The 25627-nt window shown below is 68.0% G+C and carries 24 protein-coding genes; 16 read left to right on the top strand and 8 right to left on the bottom strand.

Translation table 11 applies throughout. The features are described from left to right. Positions 1-74: 74 nt before the first annotated feature. Positions 75-1370, top strand: coding sequence for an ABC transporter substrate-binding protein (locus PQI23_RS09705; protein ID WP_339973985.1), 1296 nt, complete (start codon positions 75-77; stop codon positions 1368-1370). 79 nt (positions 1371-1449) lie between these two features. On the opposite strand, the gene PQI23_RS09700 is transcribed toward PQI23_RS09705, so the two are convergent. Genes PQI23_RS09700 through PQI23_RS09685 form a run of 4 tightly spaced genes read right to left on the bottom strand, consistent with a single transcriptional unit; the run spans position 1450 to position 5527 of the window. Next, positions 1450-2211, bottom strand: coding sequence for an ABC transporter ATP-binding protein (locus PQI23_RS09700; RefSeq protein WP_339973983.1), 762 nt, complete (start codon positions 2209-2211; stop codon positions 1450-1452). Next, entirely contained in the window at positions 2208-3164 is a 957-nt protein-coding gene (locus tag PQI23_RS09695; protein ID WP_339973982.1) for an ABC transporter ATP-binding protein, read from the bottom strand. The genes PQI23_RS09700 and PQI23_RS09695 overlap by 4 nt, the downstream gene beginning before the upstream one ends. Beyond that, positions 3157-4143, bottom strand: coding sequence for a branched-chain amino acid ABC transporter permease (locus PQI23_RS09690; RefSeq protein WP_339973981.1), 987 nt, complete (start codon positions 4141-4143; stop codon positions 3157-3159). The genes PQI23_RS09695 and PQI23_RS09690 overlap by 8 nt, the downstream gene beginning before the upstream one ends. A gap of 7 nt (positions 4144-4150) precedes the next feature. Continuing rightward, positions 4151-5527, bottom strand: coding sequence for a branched-chain amino acid ABC transporter permease (locus PQI23_RS09685; protein ID WP_339973979.1), 1377 nt, complete (start codon positions 5525-5527; stop codon positions 4151-4153). A gap of 172 nt (positions 5528-5699) precedes the next feature. Here PQI23_RS09685 and ftsY point away from each other — a divergent pair, with 172 nt between their 5' ends. The 10 genes from ftsY to PQI23_RS09635 all read left to right on the top strand — a co-directional run bounded on the left by ftsY (position 5700) and on the right by PQI23_RS09635 (position 14245). After that, positions 5700-6575 (top strand): signal recognition particle-docking protein FtsY, encoded by an 876-nt coding sequence (gene ftsY, locus PQI23_RS09680; protein WP_339973977.1) that lies wholly within the window; start codon positions 5700-5702, stop codon positions 6573-6575. Between the two features lie 127 nt (positions 6576-6702). Beyond that, positions 6703-7551, top strand: coding sequence for a 3-hydroxyacyl-CoA dehydrogenase (locus tag PQI23_RS09675; RefSeq protein WP_339973975.1), 849 nt, complete (start codon positions 6703-6705; stop codon positions 7549-7551). Between the two features lie 101 nt (positions 7552-7652). Next, a complete protein-coding gene (ffh, locus tag PQI23_RS09670) occupies positions 7653-9221 on the top strand; it encodes a signal recognition particle protein (RefSeq protein ID WP_339973973.1) in 1569 nt (522 codons plus the stop codon). Between the two features lie 142 nt (positions 9222-9363). Next, the gene (gene rpsP / locus PQI23_RS09665) at positions 9364-9780 is read left to right on the top strand and encodes a 30S ribosomal protein S16 (RefSeq protein ID WP_339973971.1); all 417 of its coding nucleotides are present in this window, start codon (positions 9364-9366) and stop codon (positions 9778-9780) included. A gap of 5 nt (positions 9781-9785) precedes the next feature. Further along, positions 9786-10058, top strand: coding sequence for an RNA-binding protein (locus PQI23_RS09660; protein ID WP_339973969.1), 273 nt, complete (start codon positions 9786-9788; stop codon positions 10056-10058). Then, a complete protein-coding gene (gene rimM / locus PQI23_RS09655; protein ID WP_339973967.1) occupies positions 10058-10732 on the top strand; it encodes a ribosome maturation factor RimM in 675 nt (224 codons plus the stop codon). Before PQI23_RS09660 ends, rimM begins: the two co-directional genes overlap by 1 nt. Next, positions 10729-11466, top strand: a complete 738-nt coding sequence (gene trmD / locus PQI23_RS09650; protein ID WP_339973965.1) for a tRNA (guanosine(37)-N1)-methyltransferase TrmD — start codon at positions 10729-10731, stop codon at positions 11464-11466. Before rimM ends, trmD begins: the two co-directional genes overlap by 4 nt. A 62-nt stretch (positions 11467-11528) precedes the next feature. After that, positions 11529-12863, top strand: a complete 1335-nt coding sequence (locus PQI23_RS09645) for a MurT ligase domain-containing protein (protein ID WP_339973963.1) — start codon at positions 11529-11531, stop codon at positions 12861-12863. Continuing rightward, entirely contained in the window at positions 12860-13588 is a 729-nt protein-coding gene (locus tag PQI23_RS09640) for a type 1 glutamine amidotransferase (protein ID WP_339973961.1), read from the top strand. The genes PQI23_RS09645 and PQI23_RS09640 overlap by 4 nt, the downstream gene beginning before the upstream one ends. 99 nt (positions 13589-13687) lie before the next feature. Then, a complete protein-coding gene (locus tag PQI23_RS09635; RefSeq protein WP_339973959.1) occupies positions 13688-14245 on the top strand; it encodes a YceI family protein in 558 nt (185 codons plus the stop codon). A gap of 60 nt (positions 14246-14305) precedes the next feature. On the opposite strand, the gene PQI23_RS09630 is transcribed toward PQI23_RS09635, so the two are convergent. Genes PQI23_RS09630 through PQI23_RS09620 form a run of 3 tightly spaced genes read right to left on the bottom strand, consistent with a single transcriptional unit; the run spans position 14306 to position 17112 of the window. Next, the gene (locus PQI23_RS09630) at positions 14306-15373 is read right to left on the bottom strand and encodes an FUSC family protein (protein ID WP_339973957.1); all 1068 of its coding nucleotides are present in this window, start codon (positions 15371-15373) and stop codon (positions 14306-14308) included. Continuing rightward, a complete protein-coding gene (locus tag PQI23_RS09625) occupies positions 15370-16419 on the bottom strand; it encodes an App1 family protein (RefSeq protein WP_339973955.1) in 1050 nt (349 codons plus the stop codon). Before PQI23_RS09625 ends, PQI23_RS09630 begins: the two co-directional genes overlap by 4 nt. Positions 16420-16428: 9 nt before the next feature. Further along, positions 16429-17112, bottom strand: coding sequence for a DedA family protein (locus tag PQI23_RS09620; RefSeq protein WP_339973953.1), 684 nt, complete (start codon positions 17110-17112; stop codon positions 16429-16431). A gap of 261 nt (positions 17113-17373) precedes the next feature. On the opposite strand from PQI23_RS09620, the gene PQI23_RS09615 reads away from it, so the two are divergent. The 4 genes from PQI23_RS09615 (at position 17374) to cydC (ending at position 23393) form a co-directional block, all read left to right on the top strand. Further along, a complete protein-coding gene (locus PQI23_RS09615; protein WP_339973951.1) occupies positions 17374-18828 on the top strand; it encodes a cytochrome ubiquinol oxidase subunit I in 1455 nt (484 codons plus the stop codon). A 9-nt stretch (positions 18829-18837) separates the two neighbouring features. After that, the gene (gene cydB, locus PQI23_RS09610; RefSeq protein ID WP_339973949.1) at positions 18838-19866 is read left to right on the top strand and encodes a cytochrome d ubiquinol oxidase subunit II; all 1029 of its coding nucleotides are present in this window, start codon (positions 18838-18840) and stop codon (positions 19864-19866) included. Positions 19867-19971: 105 nt separating this feature from the next. Further along, the gene (cydD, locus tag PQI23_RS09605) at positions 19972-21675 is read left to right on the top strand and encodes a thiol reductant ABC exporter subunit CydD (protein ID WP_339973947.1); all 1704 of its coding nucleotides are present in this window, start codon (positions 19972-19974) and stop codon (positions 21673-21675) included. Further along, the gene (gene cydC, locus PQI23_RS09600; RefSeq protein ID WP_339973945.1) at positions 21672-23393 is read left to right on the top strand and encodes a thiol reductant ABC exporter subunit CydC; all 1722 of its coding nucleotides are present in this window, start codon (positions 21672-21674) and stop codon (positions 23391-23393) included. The genes cydD and cydC overlap by 4 nt, the downstream gene beginning before the upstream one ends. Here cydC and PQI23_RS09595 read toward each other — a convergent pair. Continuing rightward, on the bottom strand, positions 23368-24183 hold the full coding sequence (locus PQI23_RS09595) for an aminotransferase class IV (protein ID WP_339973943.1): 816 nt from the start codon (positions 24181-24183) through the stop codon (positions 23368-23370). The genes cydC and PQI23_RS09595 overlap by 26 nt on opposite strands. Before the next feature lie 34 nt (positions 24184-24217). Between PQI23_RS09595 and PQI23_RS09590 the strand changes: the two genes are divergently transcribed. Beyond that, positions 24218-25621, top strand: coding sequence for an anthranilate synthase component I family protein (locus PQI23_RS09590; RefSeq protein WP_339973941.1), 1404 nt, complete (start codon positions 24218-24220; stop codon positions 25619-25621). Positions 25622-25627 lie beyond the last annotated feature (6 nt).

The raw sequence follows: 25627 nt of genomic DNA, 5'->3' as shown, positions 1-25627 counted from the left end.
CAGCTCATCGCAGACTATGCTCGGTACAACGCCCCAGCGTCGGGGCGTCATTTCTGCTCCAGAAAGGTGTACCAATGAAGGTTCACTCCAAGACATCAGTGGGCGTGCTCGCGCTGGTCGCCAGCGCAGCGCTCGTGCTCTCGGGCTGCTCGTCGAGCGGCGAGACCGAGCCGACGGAGACCGGGGGCGACGGCGGGGGCGGGAGCAGCGAAGCGCTGCAGATCGCCACCCTGCTGCCGCAGACCGGGTCGCTCGGCTTTCTCATGCCGCCGGTGCAAGCGGGCATCGCGCAGGCGCTGGCGGACATCAACGGCGCCGGCGGGGTGCTCGGTCAGGACGTCGAGATCGTCGCGGAAGCGAACGAGGGGGACGCGAGCGATCTCACGGTGGTCGAGTCGGGCGCCGATGATGTGATTGCGAGCGGTGCCTCGTTCGTGCTCGGTGCGATGGGCTCGGGCCGCAGCCAGCACGTTGTCGACCGGATCGCAGAGGCCGGCATTCTGATGGGTTCTCCGTCGAACACGTCGGCCGACCTCAGCGGCATCAGCCCGAACTACTTCCGCACCGCTCCGCCGGACACGGTGCAGGGCGATGCGCTCGGCAACCAGATCGTCTCGGACGGCGTCACGAGCGTCGCGTTCCTCACGTTCAACGACCCCTACGGTCTCGGCCTGCGAGACGTGATCCAGGAGACGGTCGAAGCAGCGGGCGCCGAGGTCGTGTACGGCGGCAAGGGAGACGGCAACGAGTTCCCGGTCGAGCAGACGTCCTTCGCCTCCGAGATCACGGCCGCGAAGGACTCTGGCGCCGAGGCGATCGTCGTCGTGACGTATGACCAGTTCAAGCAGATCGTGCCGGAGGCCGTGAACCAGGGGCTCGACCTCTCCACGTTCTACCTCGTCGACGGCAACGCCAACGGCTACGAGAGCGACTTCGAGGCCGGAACGCTCGAGGGCGCGCAGGCATCGATCCCCGGTGCGCAGGCGAATGAGGACTTCCAGACGCAGCTCAAGGAGATCTACGCCTCCGAGTACGACGGCGAGCTGGAGAGCTTCACCTACGCCCCCGAGGCCTACGATCTCGTCACGCTGGTCGCGCTCGCCGCCGAGAAGGCCGGAGCCACCGATTCCGCCGCGATCCAGGAGAACCTGCCCGCCGTGTCCGGCAGCGACGGCGGCGAGGAGTGCTCGACCTTCGAGGACTGCGCGAAGCTCATCGAGGACGGCTCCGACATCCAGTACGTCGGCAAGGCGGGCACCGGCCCGCTGAACGACAACAATGACCCGTCGTCGGCGTTCATCGGCATTTACCAGTACGACGACGCCAACAACCCCGTCTTCCAGAAGGCCGTGGAGGGACAGACGGAGTAGTCAGCCGCAGACCTCACTGCACAGAGACGAGCCCCCGGCGCCGATTGCAGTCGGAGCCGGGGGCTCGTCGCGTCACCGGCTACTCGCCGCGGGCCGACTTCTGCTCCACGTCGGCGGCGAGCGTCCCGAGATAGAGCTCGATCACCTTCGGGTCGTTCGCGAGTTCGCGGCCCGGCCCCTCGTACGAGTTGCGTCCCTGATCGAGCACGTATGCGCGGTCGCAGATCTGCAGACACCGGCGCGCGTTCTGCTCCACCATGATGATGGTGACGCCCGTCTTGTTGATCTGCCGCGTGCGGATGAACGTCTCGTCCTGCCGCACGGGTGAGAGGCCTGCGCTCGGCTCATCGAGCAGCAGCACCTTGGGGTTCATCATCAGAGCTCGGGCCATCGCCACCGACTGGCGTTCACCGCCCGAGAGGGATCCGGCGCGCTGCTTGCGGCGATCCGCCAGCATCGGGAAGAGCTCCCACATCTCCTCGGCGCGCGCGGCGAACGCCTTCGGCTTGAGGAACAGGCCCATCTGCAGGTTCTCCTCGATGCTCAGCGAGGGGAACACGTTGTTCGTCTGCGGTACGAAGCCGATGCCCTTGCGCACGAGGTGGTTCGTCGACGTCGTCGTGATGTCCTCGCCCTCGAGGGTGACGGTGCCCTCGCGGATGTTGACGAGGCCGAACAGGGCTTTGAGCAGCGTCGACTTGCCGGCGCCGTTCGGGCCGATGATGCCGATGAGCTCGCCCGCGTACGCCTCGAGCGTGCACCCGTTCAGGATGTTGACGCCGGGCAGGTACCCGGCGGTGAGGGTGTCGGCCTTGATCACGAGCGGCGGCTGGGCGTTCATCGGGTCTCCTCCTCGACCTCGGTGGCGATTGCGCGGATCACGCCGGTGGTGAGCACGTCGTCGTCGCCGAGATCGCGGTCGTGGTGGGCGCCCAGATACGCGTCGACGACCGCCTCGCTCGCCATCACCTGTTCGGGCTCGCCCTCGGCGATGATCGTGCCCTGCGCCATCACCACGACCCAGTCGGAGATGTGCCGCACCATGTGCATGTCGTGCTCGACGAAGAGCACAGTCGTGCCCTCGTCGCGCAGGGCCTGGATGTGATCGAGGAGGCTCTGCGTGAGCGCCGGGTTGACGCCCGCCATCGGCTCGTCGAGCATGATCATCGCGGGGTTCGACATCAGCGCGCGTGCCATCTCGAGCAGCTTCTTCTGCCCGCCGCTCAGGTCTCCGGCCATGTCATCGCGTTTCGCGTCGAGCTTGAAGCGCGCGAGCAGCTCGTCGGCCCGAGCGATGTTCTCGCGCTCCCGCCTCGCCCACAGCGGCCCGATGAGCCCGACGAACAGGTTCTCTCCCGGTTGGTTGTTGGCGCCGATCAGCATGTTCTCGAGCACGGTCATGCGGGAGAGCGCCTTGGTGAGTTGGAACGTGCGCACCATGCCGGATCGCGCGACCTGGGATGCGCCGGTGCGATTCAGCGCCTTGCCGTCGAACGTCCACCGCGCGTCGCCGCCGCCGATGAGCCGTGCGCCGTTCGACGGTCGGTCGAAGCCGGTGATGAGATTGAAGAATGTCGTCTTGCCGGCGCCGTTCGGCCCGATCAACGCGGTGATCGCGCCTCGCTGGACCTCGAGGTGCTCGACGTTCACCGCCTGCAGGCCGCCGAACTGCCGTACGATGCGGTCGACCGACAGGATCGGGTCCGGCTTCGGCACGCCGGGGATCTGGTCGAGCGTGGAGAGCGTCGCTCGGAGCGCGGCGCGATCGCGGGGGTAGTTCTGCGCGTCAGACATTGAACGACAGCTCCTTCTTATTGCCGAGTATGCCTTGCGGTCTGAAGACCACCAGCAGGATGAGCGAGATGCCGATCAGGATCCACGCGAGTTGCTCCGTTTGCTGCGTGCTGAGCACGGATGCCGGCACGAACTCGCCGGCGACGCTCGTGAGCACGAGCCTGATGACGAAGAACAGGATGCTTCCGAGGAGCGGGCCGAAGATGGTCGCAGCTCCGCCGAGGAGCATGATCATCCAGAGGTTGAAGGTGGTGGGACGACCCATCGAATCGGGTTGCATCGCCGCGGGGAGCGCCATGACGATGCCGCCGAACGCGCCCATGACGCCTCCGAGGATCAGGGCCTGGAGCTTGTACGAGAACGAGCTCTTGCCGAGGCTTCGCACTGCGTCCTCGTCTTCGCGGATGCCCTTGAGTACGCGGCCCCACGGACTGCGCACCAGCGCCCACGTGATGAGGATGAAGACGGCGACGAGGCCCCACGCCACGATGCGCGTCCACCAGTCGTCGACGCCGGTGTTCGCGTAGGTCAACCCGAGGATCGTCGTCTTCCCCTCGGGGAGCGGGGAGAGCTCGGTGAAGACGTGCCGGTACTTCTGCCCGGGGATTCCCGTCGGGCCGCCGGTGACGTCCTGCAGCGCCGCGAGCTTCACGACCATGCGAATGATCTCCGCCGCACTGATGGTGACGATCGCGAGATAGTCGCCGCGCAGTTTCAGCGTGGGGATGCCGAGGATGAGCGCGAATCCCACCGCCGCGAGGATGGCGATCAGCATCGCCGTCCAGAATCCCGCTCCGAGCACCACGGACACGCCGAAGCCGTACGCGCCGACGAGCATGAAGCCGGCCTGCCCCATGTTCATGAGGCCGGTGAACCCGAAGTGCACGTTCAAGCCGATCGCGGCGAGCACGAACGCGGCGGTCGTAGGGGAGAGCGCGGTCTGCAGGATGCTCTGCAGGAGTCCAGTCCAGAATTCCATGATGTCCCTAGCCGATCCGCTCTTTGCGTCCGAAAATGCCCTGCGGCCGCACCAGCAGGATCACGATGAGAAGGAGCAGTGCGCTCGCATACTTGAGATCGCCGGGCAGCCAGATGTTGGTGAGCTCGACGATCATTCCGATGATCATCGATCCGACGAACGCGCCGAACGCGGTGCCGAGCCCGCCGAGTGTGACCGCGGCGAAGAACATGAGCAGCATCGTGCCGCCCGTGAACCAGTTGAGGCCGTTGAAGACGAGCCCGAAGAACACCCCGGCGAGACCGGCGAGTCCGCCGCCGACCACCCAGACGATGTTGATCACGCGATCCACGTCGATTCCCGAGGCCCGAGCGAGGGCGGGGTTGTCCGAGATCGCTCTGGTCGCCCGGCCGAACCTCGTGTACATCAGGCCGAGCCCCACCGCGATGATCGCGAGCAGCGAGACGCCCATGGCGATGTACGACTGCACCGTGAGTGTGACGCCCGCGATCGTGACGGTCGCGGCGGTGCTCGTGTCGATGCGCACGACGCCCGACCCGAAGAAGAACTGGAAGGTGTACTGCAGCGTGATCGACAGGCCGATCGAGACGATCATGAGCTGCATGAGACTCAATCGGCGCTTTCGCAGCGGTTTCCACAGCACCTTGTCCTGCACCCACCCGAAGCCGGCGCAGGCGATGACCGCGAACAGGCCGGCGAGCCAGAGGTTGCCGGTGAAGCCCATGAACGCGGCCGCCAGCAGGCCGCCCATCGTGACCATCTCGCCCTGGGCGAAGTTGCTGAGACCGGTCGTGCCGAAGACGAGGGAGAGACCGAGCGAGGCGAGCGCGATGAGCAGACCCATCCGGATGCCCGAGACGAACTGCTGCCAGAACCGCGGCCACGAGAATGCGTCTGCCGACGAGGACGACGATGCCGGCTTCGCCTCCGAGGTGTCGTCGCCCGTCTCGGGGGTGGTCGACGCAGCCTCAGGATCATCGGTGAGCGGGAACAGCGCGCTCGCCGTGCTGTGCAGTTCGACGTCGACCTCGCGCTCGCCGGCGGACTTGAAGAACTGCCCCTCGGGGAGCGTCTCCTCGTCGACGGTCACGGTGTAGGCGCCGGGCTCCGTCGCGCTGAACACCCAGCGCCCGGTCTCATCTGTCGCCGTGGTCGATTCTGCGCCGGCACCGCTGAGCGTCACATCGATACCGGGCGCGGGCTCCCCGCTGCTCAGCTTGATCACGCCCTGCACGCATGCGGTCGCGGGGCCGGGCTCGCAGGGGTCGGCGGCGTGCGCCGGGGCTGCGGCCAGCGCCGAACCGAGGATTGCGAGCAGGGAGACGATCACCAGCATCAGGATTCCCCTGATGGGCACTCGTCTGCGGTGCAGAGTCGGGTTCACCGGACCTCCATTGGTCGTTGAACGGTCGAGACGTCGGGTGCGCCCGGACAACAGTGTCGCCCAAATATATACCGACATCTCGCCCACTGGTGCGCTTTCCGTGGCCGAGATGCGAATTCGCTGCGCCGCGCGCGCACTGAGACGGCGCCGCGGGCGGCGGTAGTCTGGGGGCATGGCAGAGCGATCCTGGTCTTTCTCGAAAGCATTCCGCAATCTCTTCAGCGGGCCCGAGCTCATCACCGAGGAGACCTGGGACGACCTCGAGACCGCGTTGATCACGGCGGACTTCGGGCCCGACGTCACCGAGTCGATCCTCGATGCGCTGCGCGCCGATGTCGAACGGCATCGGGTGACCGAGGTGGCCGAGATGCGTCGCATGCTCCGCGACGCGATCGAAGAGCGACTCGCCGCGTACGATCCCACGCTCCGGCTCTCCGAGCGCCCCGCGGTCATCCTGGTGGTGGGGGTCAACGGCGTCGGCAAGACGACGACGATCGGCAAGTTCGCCAAGTACCTCACCGCGTTCGACAAGCGCGTGATCGTGGGCGCGGCCGACACGTTCCGTGCGGCCGCGGTCGAGCAGCTCGCGACGTGGGCGGATCGTGCGGGCGTTGACATCGTCAAGCCGCAGCAGGCGGGTCAGGATCCGGCATCCGTGGCGTTCCAGACGGTGCAGCGCGCCATCGACGCCGAGTACGAGATCGCCATCATCGACACCGCCGGCCGTCTGCAGACGAAGGGCGGCCTCATGGACGAGCTCGGAAAGGTGCGGCGCGTCATCGAGAAGCAGGCGCCGGTCGCCGAGGTGCTGCTCGTGCTCGATGCGACGACCGGCCAGAACGGCCTCGCGCAGGCGGAGGCGTTCATTCAGCACGCCGGGGTCACGGGCCTCGTGCTCACCAAACTCGACGGTTCCGCGAAGGGCGGATTCGTGCTCTCCGTGCAGGAGAAGACCGGTCTCCCCGTGAAACTCATCGGCCAGGGCGAGGGCATCGGCGATCTCACCGGCTTCACGCCGCACGTGTTCGCGCAGCAGCTGATCGGGTGAGCCTGCCGCGATCGGTGCGTACACCCTGATCGCCGTGCGCGTAATTCCTGGCGCTGCCGTCGGATGAGGAGTAGACCGGTGATGGAGGCGGGCCCCGCCCGGGCCCGCTCATCGAGAAAGGGTCATCATGCAGCGTCTCACCGTACTCGGCACCGGAGTGCTCGGTTCCCAGATCATCTTCCAGGCGGCGTACTTCGGCAAGGAGGTCGTCGCCTACGACATCAGCGAGGAGGCGCTCGACAAGCTGCCCGCGCGCTGGGAGTACTTGCAGCCGCTCTACACGCGTGATCTTCCCGACGCGACCCCGGAGAAGCTCGAAGCGGCGGTCGGCCGCATCCGGGCGACCACCGACCTGGGGGAAGCGCTCGCTCAGGCGGAGCTCGTCATCGAGGCCGTGCCCGAGAACCTCGAGATCAAGCGCGACACGTGGCGACGCGTAGGCGAACTCGCGCCGGCGACGACAATCTTCGCGACCAACTCGTCGACGCTGCTGCCGAGCGATATCGCACCGGCGTCGGGTCATCCCGAGCGATTCCTCGCGCTGCACTTCGCCAATGAGGTCTGGAAGAACAATACCGGAGAGGTGATGGGGCACGCCGGCACCGACCCGGCCGCATTCGAAGCCGTCGCGCAGTTCGCCGAGGAGATCGGGATGGTGCCGATCCGCGTGCTGAAGGAGCAGCCGGGATACGTGCTGAACTCCCTGCTCGTGCCGTTCCTCGACGCCGCGAGCGGGCTGCTCATGGAAGGCGTCGCGACGCCGGAGGATATCGACCGCACCTGGCGCATCGGCACGGGCGCGCCGCTCGGTCCGTTCCAGATCTTCGACGTCATCGGGATGATGACGCCCTACATGCTCAACAAGGACAGCGAGAAGCCCGTCTCGCGCGCGTTCGCCGAGTACCTGAAGCGCGAGTACATCGACAAGGGATATCTCGGTAAGGGGAGCGGCCGCGGCTTCTACACCTACGAGTGATGCCGGCATCGGTGCGGCGTTCGGCTTCGGTGAGCTCCTCGCGCAGGGGAGCGTCTCACCGAAGCCGAGTTCCCCACCGGGCGGGCTAGAATGAACCCGCTATGGCTACTTTCGGAAACCTCTCGGCGCGACTGACCGACACCCTCAAGAATCTTCGTTCGAAGGGCAAGCTCTCCGCGTCCGACGTCGACAGCACGGTACGCGAGATCCGCCGCGCTCTGCTCGAGGCCGACGTCGCGCTCGACGTCGTCAAGGAGTTCACGGCCAAGGTGCGTGAACGGGCGCTCGGCGACGAGGTGAACCAGGCGCTCAACCCCGCGCAGCAGGTCGTGCAGATCGTCAACGAGGAGCTCGTCGCGATCCTCGGCGGTGAGCAGCGGCGACTTCAGTTCGCGAAGAACCCGCCCACCGTCATCATGCTGGCGGGGCTCCAGGGCGCGGGTAAGACGACGCTCGCCGGCAAACTCGCGAAGTGGCTGCGCGACCAGGGGCACACCCCGCTGCTCGTCGCCTGCGACCTGCAGCGCCCGAACGCCGTGACGCAGCTCGGCGTGGTCGCCGAGCAGGCGGGGGCGGAGATCTTCGCGCCGGAGCCCGGCAATGGCGTCGGCGACCCCGTGCAGGTCGCGAAGCGCGGCGTTGCCGAGGCTCGCTCGAAGCACTACGACTTCGTCATCATCGACACGGCTGGCCGACTCGGCGTCGACGCGGAGCTGATGCGGCAGGCCTCCGACATTCGCAAGGCGACCGATCCCGATGAGGTGCTGTTCGTCATCGACGCGATGATCGGCCAGGACGCGGTCGCGACGGCGCAGGCCTTCCAGGAGGGCGTCGACTTCACCGGCGTCGTCCTCACCAAGCTCGACGGAGATGCGCGCGGCGGCGCGGCGCTCTCCATCCGCAGTGTCACGGGCCGACCCATTCTCTTCGCGTCCACGGGCGAAGGGCTGAAGGACTTCGAGCCGTTCCACCCCGACCGGATGGCGAGCCGGATTCTCGACCTCGGTGACATTCTCACTCTGATCGAGCAGGCGCAGTCCGCATTCGATGAGCAGGAAGCGCGGAAGGTCGCCGAGAAGATCGCCAAGGATGCGTTCACACTCGACGACTTCCTGGGGCAGATGCAGCAGCTGCGCAAGGCCGGCTCGCTGAAGAAGATGATGGGCATGCTGCCCGGCATGGGCAAGATGCAGTCGCAGCTCGACAACTTCGATGAGCGCGAGATCGTTCGCACCGAGGCCATCATCCAGTCGATGACGAAGGCCGAGCGCGAGAACCCGAAGCTGCTCAACGGCTCGCGGCGACTGCGCATCGCCAAGGGTTCGGGCATGACGGTGACGGACGTGAATCAGCTCGTGCAGCGCTTCGAGCAGGCGGCGAAGATGATGAAGACCGTCGCCCGCGGCGGCGTGCCGCAGATCCCGGGCATGGGCCCGGTGCCGGGCATGGGCGGCGGCAGTCGGAAGAAGCAGCAGCCCGCGAAGGGAAAGGGCAAGCGGCGCTCGGGCAACCCGGCCAAGCGTGCGCAGGAAGCGGCCGGCGTCGCCGCGAAGCCCGCGGGCGGAGCCCAGGGCGGCTCCGGCTTCGGCCTCGGCGCGCGCGGATCCACGCCGCCGAGCGAGGAGGACCTCGCGAAGCTCCAGCAGATGCTCGGAAAGGGCATGCGGTAGAAAGTCCTGATCGCAGCAAAAATTGCAATCTTGACCGGAGTGTGGCAGGATTGACGAGTTCGCGCAACTCGCGCGCCCACGCTTCCGCGACCCGGCCGTTCGGCACGAGGTGCGGCATCGTTCATCGATTCAAGGAGTCACCATGGCTGTCAAGATCCGTCTCAAGCGCCTCGGCAAGATCCGCGCGCCCTACTACCGCATCGTCGTCGCCGACTCGCGCACCAAGCGCGATGGCCGCGTCATCGAGGAGATCGGCAAGTACCACCCGACCGAGAACCCCTCGTTCATCGAGGTGGACTCCGACCGTGCGCAGTACTGGCTCAGCGTCGGCGCTCAGCCGACCGAGCAGGTCGCTGCCATCCTGAAGCTCTCGGGCGACTGGGGCAAGTTCACCGGGACGGGCGAGACCGAGTCGAAGATTCTCGCACCCGAGGCGAAGGTGCCCTTCGAGGCCGATGCCGCCAAGAAGCCCGTGCTGCGCCCCAAGGCTGAGAAGCCGGCTGCGGCGGCTGAGGAGGCTCCGGCCGAGGAGACCGCTGACGAGTCGACCGAGGCCTGACCCCTTTGGCTCAGCAGGCTCTCGCCGAGGCGCTCGCGCACCTCGTACGCGGCATCGTCGATCACCCTGATCGCGTGCGGGTGGATGCTCGTGAAGGGGGGCGCGGCGACGTGCTCGAGGTGCGTGTGCACCCGAGCGACCTCGGCCGCGTCATCGGGCGAGGTGGACGCACCGCCTCTTCGCTGCGCACGCTGGTCCAGTCGCTCGCCGACGGAGATCGTGTGCGCGTCGACGTCGTCGACACCGACGAGGCCGAGGAAGCGGAGACCGAAGCCTGATGGCAGACCTGAATGGGCGAGTGCACGCTCCCCGTCCCGCGAGCGGGGCGGGGAGTTTGCGCGTCGGGCGCCTGACGAAGCCGCACGGACTGAAGGGCGGACTCAAGGTCGAGCTCTTCACCGACAACCCGGAGCTCCGGTTCGTGCCCGGAGCCGTCTTCCACCTGCAGGTGCCCGAGGGCTCTCCCTGGTTCGGCCGCACCATCACGATGCGCGAACTCCGGTGGTTCAACGAGTCGCCCGTCGCCTTCTTCGCCGAGGTGCCGGATCGCACTGCCGCGGAGAGCATCGTTCGTGCGATTCTCTGGATCGACGAGCAGGCGGTCGCCGCGGGTGAAGAAGAGGACGCCTGGTACCATCATCAGCTGGTCGGGCTCGATGTGGTGCGGGACGCCGAGGGCGACGCTGAGCCGGTGAAGCTCGGCGTCGTGGCGGAGGTGCAGCATCTTCCGGCTCAGGACCTGCTGGTAGTCACGACTGACGACGGGCCGGTACTCGTGCCGTTCGTCACCGCGATCGTGCCGAGCGTCGACATCGCGGGCGGGCGTGTGTACGTCACGCCGCCGGTCGGTCTCTTCGACGCGTCCGAGGCGGAATCGGACGGCACCGATGGTTCGCAGTCGGGTCGCACCGACGGTTCGCAGCGCGGTGGCGCTGAGGAGTCGCCGGAATGAGGATCGACGTCGTCTCGATCTTTCCCGGGTATTTCGACGCGCTCGAACTCTCGCTGCTCGGCAAGGCGCGGAAGAGCGGCCTCATCGACCTGCGCGTGCACGACCTGAGAGATTCGGCGCACGACAGGCACCGCACCGTCGACGACACGCCGGCCGGCGGCGGCGCCGGGATGGTGATGAAACCGGAGCCCTGGGGCGAGGCGCTGGACGGCATCCTGGCGGAGGCGGAAGCCGACGCCGATCCTCTCATGATCTTCCCGTCGCCCGCCGGCGAGGTCTTCACTCAGCGCATGGCCCGCGAACTGGCTGCTGAGTCGCACGTGGTGTTCGGGTGCGGGCGGTACGAGGGAATCGATCAGCGCGTCTTCGACGAGTACGGCGGCCGTGGTCGTGTTCGCCTGGTCAGCATCGGCGATTACGTGCTGAACGGGGGCGAGGTCGCCGCCATCGCGATGATCGAGGCCATCGGCCGATTGGTTCCCGGCGTCGTGGGGAACCCCGAGAGTCTCGTCGAGGAATCGCACGAAGAGGACGGGCTTCTGGAGTACCCGAGCTACACGAAGCCGGCCGTATGGCGCGACCGCCCCGTACCCGAGGTGCTGCTGAGCGGCAACCATGCTGCGATCGACGCGTGGCGGCGAACCCAGCGCATCGAGCGAACCGGCCGGGTTCGACCGGAATTGCTCTCACGGGAGATTCTGGGGCGGCCCCCGGGGCGGCACGCAGCGGAATAAGCGGACGCAGGAGTTCGGCGCGCGTGCGCTCCGAGGTCGGACGCTGCCCCTAGGCTGGGATCATGCGTGATGTGCTTTCAGCCGTCGTCGGAAAGACGGTGCGCCAGGTCGCCCGACTGCGCGGCGGCGGTTCCGCTCTGCCCGGCCTCGTGATCGAGAAGCTCGACCCGGGGTTTCTCGCGCGAGTGCTGCAGAGGTTGCCGTACGGCGTCGTAGCGATCAGCGGAACGAACGGCAAGACGACGACGACCAAGATGGTCGTCGAGCTGCTCGAAGCACGCGGCCTGCGGGTGTTCACCAACCGCACCGGCTCGAACTTCTCCCGCGGCGTCGTCGCCGCGGCGATTCAGGAGAGCGATCTCCGGGGCCGCCTCGACGCCGATATCGCCGTGCTCGAACTCGACGAAGCGCACGCGATGTACTTCATCGACCGCGTGAAGCCGCGGTTCACCCTGCTGCTGAACGTGCTGCGGGATCAGCTCGACCGATTCGGCGAGATCGATACGACGGCGAAGCTGCTGCAGCGCATCGCCGATGCGACCACCGAGGGCCTGGTGGTCAACCGCGAGGATCGGCTGATCGCGGCGATCGGCGAGCTCACGCGCGCCCGTTCAGGAACCGCGGTCGATGTCCGTGAGTTCGGTTTGTCGGACGCCCTGCTCGCGACGTTCCCGAGTGACGACGACTTCCACCTCTCGGCGAAGCCCGAGGAGGTGCAGCGACAGCACCGACCCGCCGCGGACGTGATGCTGCTCGAGATCGGAGATCACGAAGCCGTGTTCGGCATCGATGACGAGGAGTATCGCACGTCGTTGAAGCTCGAGGGTCTGTACAACACGTTCAACGCGGCGTCGGCGCTCGCGCTCGTGCGGCAGGTTCTGGATGCGGGCCCGTTCGTCCCGAGCACGACGGAGGGCCGTGCCGCGGCGACGAACGCCGAACTCATCGCAGCGCTCTCCGAGGTTCGCCCGGCCTTCGGGCGAGGCGAGCAGCTGGTGCTCGACGGCGAGCCGCTCGAACTCGTGCTCGTGAAGAACCCGGCCGGCTTCCGGCTCGGCCTCGCCTCGTTCGAGGCGGAGGGCGTCGCTGCGATGATCGCGATCAACGACCAGTACGCGGACGGCCGCGACATGTCCTGGCTCTGGGACGTCGACTTCACGTCGCTCGCGGAAGCGGGCGTCGACACGGTCGCCGGTACCCGTGCCTGGGACATGGCGTTGCGGCTCGAGCACGATGATGTCGCCGTCGGTCGCGTCGAGGAGGATCTGCGCGCCGCGCTCTCAGCCTTCCGAAGCCGCACACCCGGCCGCCCCCGCCGCATCTACTGCACGTACACGGCGATGCTCGAGCTGCGGCGAGCTCTCGCCGACCTGACCGATGTGGAGGATGTCTGGTGAACGACATCGAGCGCGAACTCGTCATCGTCTCGCTCTACCCGCGAGACATGAACATCTATGGAGACCGCGGCAATGTGCTCTCGCTGGCGCGGCGCACAGCCGCTCACGGCTTCTCGCCGCGTGTCGTCGACGTCAACCCGGGCGATCCGCTTCCCGAGACCGTCGATATCGTCATCGGCGGGGGAGGGCAGGACTCGGGCCAGGGTCGTGTCGCGCTCGACCTCGCCCAGCGCGCGGAGGGCATTCGCGCCCTTGCCGATGACGGCGTCCCGATGCTGATGATCTGCGGCCTGTATCAACTGTTCGGCCACCGTTTCATCACGCACGCGGGGGACGAGCTCACCGGCATCGGTGTGCTCGACGTGGAAACGCTCGGCGGTACGGAACGAATGATCGGCAACGTCGTGCTCGATACCGAGGCGTTCGGCGAGGTCATCGGGTACGAGAATCACAGCGGCAGCACGCAACTCGGGCCGGGATCCGCCCCGCTCGGGCGGGTGGTGCAGGGTGCCGGCAACGCTCCGGACGCGGGCGTCGAAGGAGCCCGTACGGCGAACGTCATCGGCAGTTACCTGCACGGATCGCTGCTGCCGAAGAACCCGGCGATGAGCGATTTCCTCATCGGGGAGGCCGCCCGCCGACGGTACGGCTCGTTCTCGCCGATCGCGACGACGCCGGAGACGGTGCTTCGCGCGCGCGAGAGCGCGAAGAGGCGCCCGCGGTAGAACGGGTCTCGAGAAACTTTCTTTTGAGACCCGGGAATATTCGTTTGCATGTAATAGTTGTGCTCAGCAGACCGTGCACATTCAAACGAAAGGCGTCGCATGTCCATCACTGCAGATCAGATCCCCGGGTACCGCGTCGGAACGTGGGAGATCGATCCTACGCACTCCGAGGTCGGCTTCTCCGTTCGTCACCTCGCCATCAGCAAGGTGAAGGGCAAGTTCGAGAGCTTCGAGGCGACGTTCACGACCGCCGAGAATCCGCTTGAGTCGAGCGTGACCGCCAGCGCGGATGTCGCTTCGGTGAACACGAACGAGAAGAACCGCGACGGGCACCTCGCTACCGGCGACTTCTTCGCTGCGGATGAGTTCCCGAAGCTCACCTTCGTGTCGACCGGTGTTCGCGAGGAAAACGGATCGTTCTTCGTCGACGGGGACCTCACCCTTCGCGGTGTCACGAAGCCCGTCACCTTCGATTTCGAGTTCGGCGGCTTCGGCGAGGACGCCTACGGAAACTACAAGGCCGGGTTCACCGCGACCACGCAGGTGAAGCGCGAGGACTTCGGGCTGACCTGGAACGCCCCGCTCGAGAAGGGCGGCCTGCTGCTCGGTTCCGACGTGACGATCACGCTCGACGTGCAGGCGGCGCTCGTCAAGTAGTCGACGATCGGAATGCGCCGACCGCCGTCACCGCTCTTGCGGAGGCGGCGGTTCGGCGTATCAGTCGAGTTCTCCCGTGATGCGCCCGCGAACGCGGCGCAGATCCTCCATGAGGGACCCGATGAGCACCCAGTGCCGCTCGTTCGGCCGGGGGATGGTGAGCGGCGTCGTCAGTGCGAATGGCTCGGCACTCGACTGCGCATCGTGCCCGGGCTGGACGAGGAGTTCGAGGTCGTGAGCCGCTCGGCGCATCTCCTCCGCCATGCCGATCACGAAGGCGTCCTCCGACAGGTCGGGGTCGTAGAGGTCGGCGAGCGCGCGCGCCATGCCGACGATCTGCGTCACGATGCGCTGCAGTCGCTCGAACTGGGCGTCGTCGTCGGCGAGCCCCTCCCGGTACCGTCTGCTTCGAGGGTTGAACCGCAGACTCTCCCGAGCCTCCCGCAGCAGGGCGTGCACGCGGGTGCGCTCGTCCTGCAGCCCGCGGGCGTCGGCCAGCATCTCGGCGAGCCAGGGCCGGTCCCGGGGCTCGTCGAGTGCGTCCGCGATGCGACGCAGCACCTCCGCCGAGTGCTGCGTCAGATCGACGATCGCGAGGTGCACTGACGACGTCCGCACCGGCGCCACGATGAGCGCGTTGAGCAGAACGCCGACGGCGGCTCCGATCGCCGTCTCGATGAGCCGCTCCGCGCCGTAGTGCAGCTGGAGGCCGCCGAGCGCGATCATCAGCAGAGCGCTGATCGCGACCTGGTTCGCCGCAGAGGGCGTCATGCGCAGCAGCCAGCCCACGCCCATGGCGACGATGATGGCGGCGATGAAGAGCCACGACTGCGGGCCGAAGAGCGCCCCCGCCCCGATTGCCACCCCCACGCCTACGAGCACGCCGACGACGCGTTCGATGCCGCGCGTCAGCGACTGGTCGACGTTGTCCTGCATGACGATCAGCGCCGCGATCGCACCGAAGATCGGCAGCTGCTCGGGGAAGATCGCGAGGCAGATGAACCACGTCAGGATCGCCGCGGCCGCACCCTTGGCGAGCTGCCACCAGGCGGGTCGCACGGGCACCATGAACCGGCCGGTGAGATCGCGCTCGAACCGGCGCCACGGCCGGGTGACCGGACTCGTCACAGGAGTCCCAGCTTGCGCAGCTCCTCGCGCAGTGTCGCGCCGTCGGGGCCGTACACCCAGGGCACACCGCTCGTGCTCCGATGCAGACGCGCCTTCGACCGGCCGCCGGCCAGCACCGCCTCGCCGACGGAGAGCTGGCGGATGAGCACCGCGGCGACGTTCTCCGGGTGGACCGTCGCGAACTCGTGGTAGAGAGCCTCGTCGTGCTGACCGTCGTCGCCGATGAGGATCCAGCGCACGCCCGGGAACTCCCGCACGATCCGACGCAGTTCGCGGCGCTTGTGCTCGCGTCCGCTGCGGAACCAGCGGTCGTGCGTCGGGCCCCAGTCGGTGAGGAGCAGCGGACCCATCGGGTACAGATTCCGCGCGAGGAAGCGGCTGAGAGCCGGGGCCGCGTTCCAGGCGCCCGTCGAGAGGTAGATGACCGGTGAACCGGGATGCTCCGCGATGAGGTGATCGAGCATGACCGCCATGCCCGGGGTCGCCGAACGCGCGTGCTCATCGAGCACGAAGCTGTTCCACGCCGCGACGAACGGCCGGGGGAGCGCGGTCAGCAGGATCGTGTCGTCGATGTCGGAGATGACGCCGAACTCCGCCTCGGGGTTCACCACGTTCACCGGAGCGTCCGCAGCTTCGCTATCGCCGGCCTGCAGTGTCACCGTGTGCCAGCCCGGCTCGAGCTGCACGGGCACCATCGCATCGATCACGCCACCGCGATCCGCGATCACTTCGGTGACCGGTTCACCGTCGATGAGCACGCGCACCGCCTGATGCGGCACCGACAGACTCGTGAACGTGCGCCACCCGCGAACTCTCGACACCTCCGCCACGTCCGGTCGGAATCTCGTGTGCTCCCGGCTCTCGGGGCGCAGGTAGAGCACGCGGCCGAGCACGCGCACCCACTCGGTCGTGCCGTACCCGATGTAGGGGATCACCGAGGGCTTCTTCCCGCGCGCGATCGCACGGCGAGCACGACGGCCGTGCAGCCAATCCTCCAGGCGAGCCGCGAAGCGGGGTCGGGGGTCTGGCTGGGGTGGCGAAGTCACCACGCCAGTCTAGGGCGTCGGCGTGCGAGGGTCCTCAGGCGATGCCGCTGCGGAAGCGCGGTCGAGATGCCGCTGCTCGCGGCGCAGGAACCACTTCTTGATTCCCCAGATGACGAGGGCGACGAGAGCGGCGAGACCCGCGAAGACGAACCCCGCCCCCTTCACACGGGCCGCGAGCTGGTCGTAGCCCGCCGCCGCGCTCACGCCGAGGGCGACGACGATGATCGACCAGACGACGCTGGCCGACGCGGTCCACCCCAGGAACCGCAGGTACCGCATCCCCGCCATGCCCGCGGTCAGCGGAACGAGCGAGTGCAGCACCGGCAGGAATCGAGAGAGGAAGACCGCCATGCCGCCGCGTTCGCCGAGGTAGTGCTCGGCAATGCGCCAGTTCCGCTCGCCGAGCCTGCGACCGGCGCGACTGGCGCGGATCCGAGGGCCCGCCCAGCGCCCCAGGAAGAACCCGATGCTCTCGCCGGCGATCGCGCCGAGCACGAGTGCGATGACGAGCCAGACGAACTGCGTCGGTGACGTCACGCCAACCGCGGAGACCAGAGCGATCGTGTCTCCCGGCACGATCAGACCGACGAAGATCGACGTCTCGAGCATCATTCCGACGCCGGCGAGCAGCGTTCGCAGGACCGGATCCAGGTCGCGGAGCCACTCGATAATGGTGCTCAGGAAGTCGGTCACGCCCCCGAGTGTAACGAGCGCTCGGCGAGCATCCCCTCGGAATCGACGGCCCGGCCCGTTCGACGTCGAGACATATACCGTTCGACGTCGAGTGAAATATACTTCGAGCCCGAAGAGAATTCGCAGGAGATTCACAGACTCGGTAAAATCGAGTCAGTCGGCATCCAGCCGATGGCTCCGGCGAGAATTACATCTCGTAGCGGATCTCACTAAGGGAGTGCACCCTCAGTGGGGCGCGCGACCTTCGTTCTGGAGCGTTACATGAACGAGTTTCTTGATCCTCTGACGTTATCTCGGTGGCAGTTCGGGCTCACGACGCTGTACCACTTCATCTTCGTTCCGCTGACGATCGGAATGTGCCTGCTCGTCGCGATCCTGCAGACCGCGTGGGTCAAGACGGGGAAGATGAAGTACCTCCGCCTCACCCGCCTCTTCGGGAAGATCTTCCTCATCAACTTCGCGATGGGCGTGGTGACCGGCATCGTGCAGGAGTTCCAGTTCGGCATGAACTGGTCGAACTACTCGCGATTCGTCGGCGACATCTTCGGCGCCCCGCTGGCGATGGAGGGCCTGATCGCCTTCTTCTTCGAGGCGACGTTCATCGGACTGTGGATCTTCGGCTGGGACAAGCTGCCGAAGAAGATCCATCTCATGACCATCTGGTTCGTTTGGCTCGGCACCGTGGCATCCGCCTACTTCATCCTCGCGGCGAACGCGTTCATGCAGAATCCCGATGGGTTCACCATCAACGAGGAGCGCGGCCGCGCCGAACTCGAGAGCATCGGCGCGGTGCTCACCAACCCGGTCGCCGTGACCCAGTTCCCGCACACCATCTTCGCAGCGGTCATGTTCGCGGGAGTCGTGATCGTATCGACGGCCGCCTGGCATCTGCGTCGCGGGCAGTACCTGGACGAGATGCGCACGGCGCTCCGCTTCGGAGCGTGGACCAACATCATCGCATTCATGGGCGTCGGCCTCACCGGGCACTCCCTCGGCATGGTGATGACCGAGACGCAGCCGATGAAGATGGCGGCCGCGGAGGCGCTGTACGAGAACGCCTCCGGTGCCGACGCATCGTTCTCCGTGTTCAGCCTCGGCACGCCCGACGGCGCCCACGAGATCTTCTCGATCCGCATTCCGTACCTGCTGTCGTTCCTGTCCAATGGAACCTTCGACGGTTCGGTCGAGGGCATCCGGGATCTGCAGGCCGAGTACACGGCGCAGTACTGCGGCGCCGATTCGCTGCTGACATGCCCGGCGGACGGGCAGTTCGCGCCCATCATCTGGGTCACCTACTGGGCGTTCCGCTGGATGATCGGTCTCGGAGCGCTCGCCGCGCTCGTCTCGGTCGTCGGGCTCTGGATCACCCGCAAGAACATGGATCTCCCGGATTGGGCGTGGAGGGTCGCGATCTGGACCGCACCGCTCCCGATGCTCGCATCGCTCGTCGGCTGGGTCTTCACCGAGATGGGCCGTCAGCCGTGGATCGTGTTCGGAGTGATGACGACGGAGCAGGGCGTCTCACCGGGCGTGCCCGGATGGGCGGTGCTGGTGTCGCTGCTCGTCTTCACGATCGTCTACGGGGCTCTCGCGGTCGTCGAGTTCAAGCTCATCACGAAAGCGGCGAAGGAGGGTCCGCCGGAGATCGCCCTCGGTGCGGACGCCGACGGCAAGCCGGGCGAAGCCGACCACCAGCAGCTCGCCACGGTCTACTAGGAGACGAACATGGAACTCACCACACTCTGGTTCTTCATCGTCGGGGCGATGCTCATCGGCTATTTCGTGCTCGACGGCTTCGACTTCGGCGTCGGCATGTCGCTGCCGTTCCTCGGTCGCGACAACACCGACCGGCGGCTCATCATCAACACCATCGGGCCGGTCTGGGACTTGAACGAGACCTGGCTGATCGTCGCGGGCGCATCGCTGTTCGCCGCCTTCCCCGAGTGGTACGCGACGATGTTCTCCGGGTTCTACCTCGCGCTCCTCGTGATCCTGGTGGCGCTCATTCTTCGCGGCGTCTCCTTCGAGTACCGGCATCAGGGGAAGGGGCGCGAGTGGACCCGCTGGTTCGACCAGTTCATCTTCTGGGGCTCGGTCGTCCCGCCGCTCCTCTGGGGCGTCGCATTCGCGAACCTCGCGCAGGGCCTTCCGATCGTGCCGATGGAGAACGGCGGGTGGATCTACCAGGGCACCCTGCTCACTCTGCTGAACCCGTACGGGCTGCTGGGCGGGCTCACCATGCTGCTCATCACCTTCGCGCACGGGCTCGTGTTCATCTCGTTGAAGACCGAGGGCGAGATGCGCGAACGCGCTCGCGGTCTCGCCGCGAAGGTCGGTGCGGCGGCGATCGTCGCGGGCGCCGTCTTCCTCGGATGGACCATCATGCAGCACATCGATAGCCCGACTGTGTGGGTCGTCGTGCTCTGCTCGGCGGTCGCGGCCGTCGCGCTGATCGCGGCGTGGGTCGCGAACTTCGCCGGCCGGGAAGGCTGGGCGTTCACGGGCAATGCGATCGCGATCGCGTTCGCGCTGCTCGCGATCTTCATGTCGATGTTCCCGAACCTCATGGCCTCGAGCATCGACCCGAGTTACTCGATGTCGGTCGTCGGTGCCGCGAGCTCGGAGAAGACTCTCGAGCTCATGACGTGGGTCGCCCTGTTCACGCTGCCCCTCGTGCTCGCCTACCAGGCGTGGACCTACTGGGTCTTCCGCAAGCGGCTGAGCCGGGCCGCGATTCCGGTGGGCGCCCACTGAGTCCGATCCCTGCGGTCCGGGGTTTCATCTGATGTGGAACCCCGGGCTCCCGTAGACTGCCTCGAGCGGCGGTGACCCCCGCGCACTTCGACCTTCAGGAACCTCGTGAAACCCTTCGACCCGAGACTGCTCCGCTATGCGCGCGCCGCGCGGGGCGTGCTGATGATCGGCGCCGGCCTCGGGCTGCTGCGCACGTGCGCGGTGCTCGCCTGGTCGTGGTGCCTCGCGAATGCGATCACGACGGTCGCCCTGCCCGCCATGGCAGGTATTCCCGGCGTACGCGGGCGCATCGACGAGGGTGCGTACGGATCGTCGCAGCTCACCTGGCTCATGCTCGGCGCGCTCGGCGCCGTGCTCGTGCGATCGCTCGCCGGGTGGGGAATGGACGTCGTGGCCGCACGCGGCGCGGTCCGCGTGAAGGCGCAGCTGCGATCCGCCGCGCTCGATGCGCTCGACGCCCGTTCGCCGCAGCGCGAGTCGGGCCCGAGCGACGCGGAACTCGCGACCTCGCTCGGTCGCGGCCTGGACGCGCTCGACGGGTACTTCTCGGGCTACATCCCGCAATTGCTGCTCACGGGCGTCGCCACGCCGATCCTGATCCTGGCAGTGCTGCTCTCCGACCCGTTGAGCGGTCTCATCGTCGTCGTCGTGTTCCCGATCATCCCGGTGTTCATGATCCTCATCGGCCTCGCGACTCAGGCGGTGCAGGATCGCCAGTGGGATCAGCTGCAGCGCCTCTCCTCCTCGTTCCTCGACGTCGTGGCGGGGCTCGCGACGCTCCGCATCTTCGGCCGTCAGCGTCGTCAGGTCGATCGCATCGCGCGCGAGACCGACGAGTACCGCTCGCGCACGATGGGCGTGCTGCGCGTGACCTTCCTGTCGGGTTTCGTACTCGACCTCGCGGGCACCTTCTCGATCGCGCTCGTCGCGGTCACCGTCGGCACCCGGCTGGTGAACGGCGAGTTCCCCCTCGGTCTCGGCCTGTTCGTGCTGCTGCTGCTTCCCGAGACCTTCGTGCCGATCCGTCAGGTGGGCTCGGCCTTCCACGCATCGACGGAAGGACTCGCGGCGGCCGCGCGGGTGTTCGAGGTCATCGAGTCGGCAGATGCGTCGCGCAGCCGCGCGAGCGCGCCGATTGCGGAGGAACGAGCGGCGGATGCGGCCGCGAGCGAGCCGCGATCCGGTCTCGCGTTCGACGATGTGAGCGTCGCTCGCGGAGGCAGACGTGTGGTCGGACCGATTTCGTTCGCGGTGTCTCCTGGTGAGATGGTCGCGATGTCGGGCCCTTCGGGTGCGGGAAAATCGACGCTCATCGCGACATTGCTCGGATTCGTCGAGCCCATCCGGGGCCGAGTGCTCGCTCCCGACCGCATCGCGTGGGCCGGTCAGCGGCCGGGCCTGCTGCACGGGAGCATCATCGAGAACGTCGCACTCGGAGCGCATGCACCCGACGCGGCGCTCGTGCGGCGCGCCCTCGACGCCGTCGGTCTCGAGCGTCTCGATGTCGACGTCGAACTGGGCGTCGCCGGTGCGGGGGTGTCAGGCGGCCAGGCGCAGCGCATCGCCGTCGCGCGGGCGCTCTATCGTGCGTGGGATCTCGAGTGCGCGGCGCTGGTGCTCGACGAGCCGAGCTCCGCCCTCGATGCGGAGAGCGAGGCGGTGGTGTGCGCGGCACTGCGTCGGGAGGCGGACGCGGGCCGTGCGGTACTCGTGGTGAGCCACCGTGAAGCGGTGCATCGCGCTGCCGATCGCGTGGTGCGCATCGCGGCCGCCCTGCCCGAGCCGATGAGGGCGGCGGTGGACGCATGATGCGGGGATCTCCGGAGTCGGACATCCGTGTGCGGCATCGGCGCGCAGTGCTGGAGCGCGCGCTGCCGAGCCGTGCACGTCGCGCCCCGGGCATCGTGCTCGGAGTGCTCGCCGATGCCAGTATCGTCGGGTTGCTGGGGTTGAGCATGTGGCTCATCGTGCGGGCCGGGGAGCAGCCGCCGATCCTGCACCTCACATTCGCGATCGTGGGCGTTCGCGCGCTCGCGATCGGCCGTGCCGCGTTCCGCTACGCCGAACGGCTGATGAGCCATGATGCGGCGCTGACGCAACTCGCCGTGCTTCGATCGAGCACCTTCGCAGCGCTCGTGCCTCGAGTGCCGGGTGCGCTCGAGGCGCACCGACGCGGAGAGGTGCTCGCGGCGTTCGTCGACGACGTCGACCAGCTGCAGGATGAGCCGCTCCGGGTGCGTCAGCCCCTCGTCGTCAGCGCGATCGTCACCGGCCTGAGCGTGGTGGTGGTCGCACTCATCTCGGTGCCGGCGGCGCTCGTGCTGCTCGGCGCGCTCGTGGTCGGGGGAGGGATCGCGATCGCGCTGGCGGGCCGTCTCTCGGGCGCTGAGGATCGCGAGATGAGCGCGGCGCGGGCCGCGGTCGTCGACGCGCTGCTCGAGCGATTCGCGGCCGGCGAGGTGCTCGCGGCGTTCGGCGCGATCGACGCGCAGCGCGAGAGGATCGCCGCCGCGGAGCGACGGCTCGCGACCCTGCAACTGCGCCGCGCACGCTCCGCCGGGCTCACGGCGGCGGTGCTGGGCGGTGCGGCGGGGCTCGCCTCGGTGCTCGCGATCGCCGTGATGCTCCCCGGTCTCGGCGATGGGCTGACCGCTCCGCTCTTCGCCGCAGCAGCGGTGGTACCCGCAGCGGTGTTCGAGGTCTTCGCCCAGGTGCCTGCGGCCCTTGCGGCGCGGCGGTCGGTGCAGGCGAGCGCCGACCGCGTCGCGGAGCTCACGGAGGGGGCGCTGCCGCCTGAACTCGTCGTCGACGACCGAGTCGACGGTCGCGCCGCGGAGCTCGCCGAGGAGCAGCGAGAATCTGCGGCGATCCCGGGTGCGCCGTTGCTCGAAGTGCATGGACTCTCCGCTCGATACCCCGGCGCGTCGCAGGACGCGATCAGCGGCGTCGATCTCGTGGTCAGGGCCGGTGAGACGCTCGTCGTGCGGGGAGCGAGCGGAGCCGGCAAGAGCACACTCGCACTCGCCCTCGTGCGCTTCCTCGAATCGCGCGGCGAATACCGGCTGCGCGGCGTCGACGCGCGTTCAATGCGTGCGGACGAGGTGCGCGAGATCGTGGGGCTCTGCGAGCAGCGCCCCTATCTGTTCGACTCCGACCTGCGCCAGAACCTCAAGTTCGCGCGCGACAGCGAGCAGCGCGGTACCGCGAGCGACGACGATCTCTGGGCGGTGCTGGATCGCGTCGGCCTCGCCGACTGGGCGCTCGAGCGCGGCGGGCTCGACGCGCGACTCGGAGCGGACGGATCCTGGATCTCGGGCGGGCAGGCTCAGCGCATCGCGCTCGCCCGGGCCATCCTCGCCGACTTCCCGGTCGTGGTCCTCGACGAGCCGACCGCGGGAGTCGACCGGGAACTCGCGGATCGGCTTGTCGTCGACCTGCTCGGCGCCGTGCCGGAAGACCGGGCGGTGATCCTCATCACCCACACGGACCTGCCCGCGGGGATCAGCGCGACGCTCGTGGAGCTGTGACCGGCTCCCAGCGACGATCGAGCATCCGTCGAAATCGCGCGAGCCGTTGTGCGTCGTGCGGTGCGCATGGAGCGCCGTCGATGTGCGTGACGAGCCGGATGCCGTGCAGCGCATTCACGGCCCAGACCTCGCGGGTCGCGAGATCTTCGGGCCGTATCGTCTGCGGCTCCAGGCGCGCCGCTTCGGCTATGAGCGCCTCCGTGACCGACGGAACCCGCTCGGTGAGCGCTGATATCGCGCCTCGCTGTGTCGCATCGTCCCACCAGATCACGCTGGTCGTCGCGCCCTCGAGCACGTGACCATTGGCGTCGATCAGGAGCGGTTCCGAGTCGAGTCGGCCGCTCAGCGCCCGGTAGGCGTCGATGTTCGGCCCCTTGCGATGCGCCAGTGGCCGAGCTCCGGGCGGGGCCGATCGAAGCGCGAGCGATTGGCGCAGCGGTGGCAAGGGGCGCAGCGCCAGGGCGAGCTGCGGGGCTGCGGGGTCGCCGTCGGCCGCTGCGGACCAGAGCTCGAGGCGCGGGAACCCCTCGCCGGCTGCCGCGATCCGGTCGCATGCGGACTCCACGAAGGCCGCAATGCGCCCCGCGACGTCCGCCTCGGCGGCCTTGCTCGTCTCGATCCAGGCCGCCTGCGCGGCGCCGGTGAACCGTTCGAGGTGACGAGCGAAGCCCCTCACCGCAGCTCCTCCACGCGTCGCGCGCACGCGGAAGGAGTCGGCCGCAAGGAGCGTGCGGGTCGCGCGGCGGCTCCCGAGCCCGGGCCTCGCCGGTCCCGCTCCTGCCTCGTGCATGCCGCGAGCGTATCACCGGCGGTACTCTGAGACGATGCCCGACCCGACGCCCCGGATGGTGACCCGCGCCCTCTCAGTGCGTGCGGATGCAGCGGAGATCGCGCGACGAGTCGCCGACACGGGGCGCCCGTGGTTCTGGTTCGATGGCGCCGGTGCAGCGGCGGGGGAGGAGCGGGTGTCGACGCTCGGCATCGCGAGCGAGGTGCGTGTCGCGGCCGCCGGCGGCGAGCAAGGGTTCATGGAGCGCATGCAGCGCGGAGCCTCTGGGACCGGTGCGTCATCGGCAGCTGAGGCGGCATCCGGGCGACGACTCGGGTTCCGCGGCGGGTGGGTCGTCGCGCTCACGTACGAGTTCGGAGCCTCCCTCCTCGGACTGGCCACCAACCCGCATGACGCTGGTGCGGCACCCGCCGGTGTCGCGCTGCGCTGCGACGTGATCGTGGCGGTCGACCACGAGACGGGAGACGTGGAACTGCGCGGGCCGAGCAGTGCGGCCGTCGACGCGTGGCTCGCCGAGCACGGAGCACACCTCCTCTCTCGCTCCGATGCGACGACGGCCGGTAAAGACGACGCGGGTGCGACCGACGCGGATGCTCCCTCTCGCGCGACTCGCCGCGCACCCCGCTGGCGCCGCGACGACTCGGACTACGCCGAAGCGGTCGAGCAGTGCCGCGACGCGATTCGAGAGGGCGAGGCATACGTGCTGTGCCTCACCGACACAGCCGAGACGCGTGGCTCCTTCGACGCCATCGAGGTCTATCGGCGCTTGCGCGAAGCCGGCGCTCCGATGCGGGGCGGCATCATCGACGCGGGTACGCACGCACTCGTGAGCGCGAGCCCGGAGCGTTTCCTCTCGATCCGCGGGCCCCGGGTCGAGACGCACCCGATCAAGGGCACTCGGCGACGCGGCGGCTCGGAACCCGCAGATCGCGCGCTCGCCGCGCAACTCGTCGCCGATCCGAAGGAACGGGCGGAGAACCTCATGATCGTCGACCTGATGCGCAACGACCTCAGCCGCGTCTGCGCGCCGGGTTCGGTGCGGGTGGACCGGTTCCTCGACGTCGAGACCCACGCGCACGTGCACCAGCTCGTCAGCACGGTGTCGGGCGAACTGGCGAATGGGGCGGATGTCTGGGATGTCATCGCTGCGACGTTCCCCGGGGGGTCGATGACCGGTGCGCCGAAGCGACGCGCCGTGCAGCTGCTGCAGCGGTTGGAGGCAGGGCCGCGTGGGTTCTACTCCGGCTGCTTCGGCTGGGTGGATCACGGCGGCGACGCCGAGCTCGCGATGACCATCCGCACGATCGAGCTGCGGCGCGGCGAGCGGCCAACGGCGCTCGTGGGCGCGGGCGGGGGCGTCACCGTCGATTCCCTGGCATCGAGAGAAGTTGCGGAGAAGCACGTGAAGGCGGCGGCGCTGCTCGCCGCGCTGCGCTGAGGCGAC

It is taken from the genome of Leucobacter sp. USCH14 (assembly GCF_037619215.1).
Taxonomy (GTDB): domain Bacteria; phylum Actinomycetota; class Actinomycetes; order Actinomycetales; family Microbacteriaceae; genus Leucobacter.
This window is presented reverse-complemented; position numbering and strand designations above follow the sequence as displayed.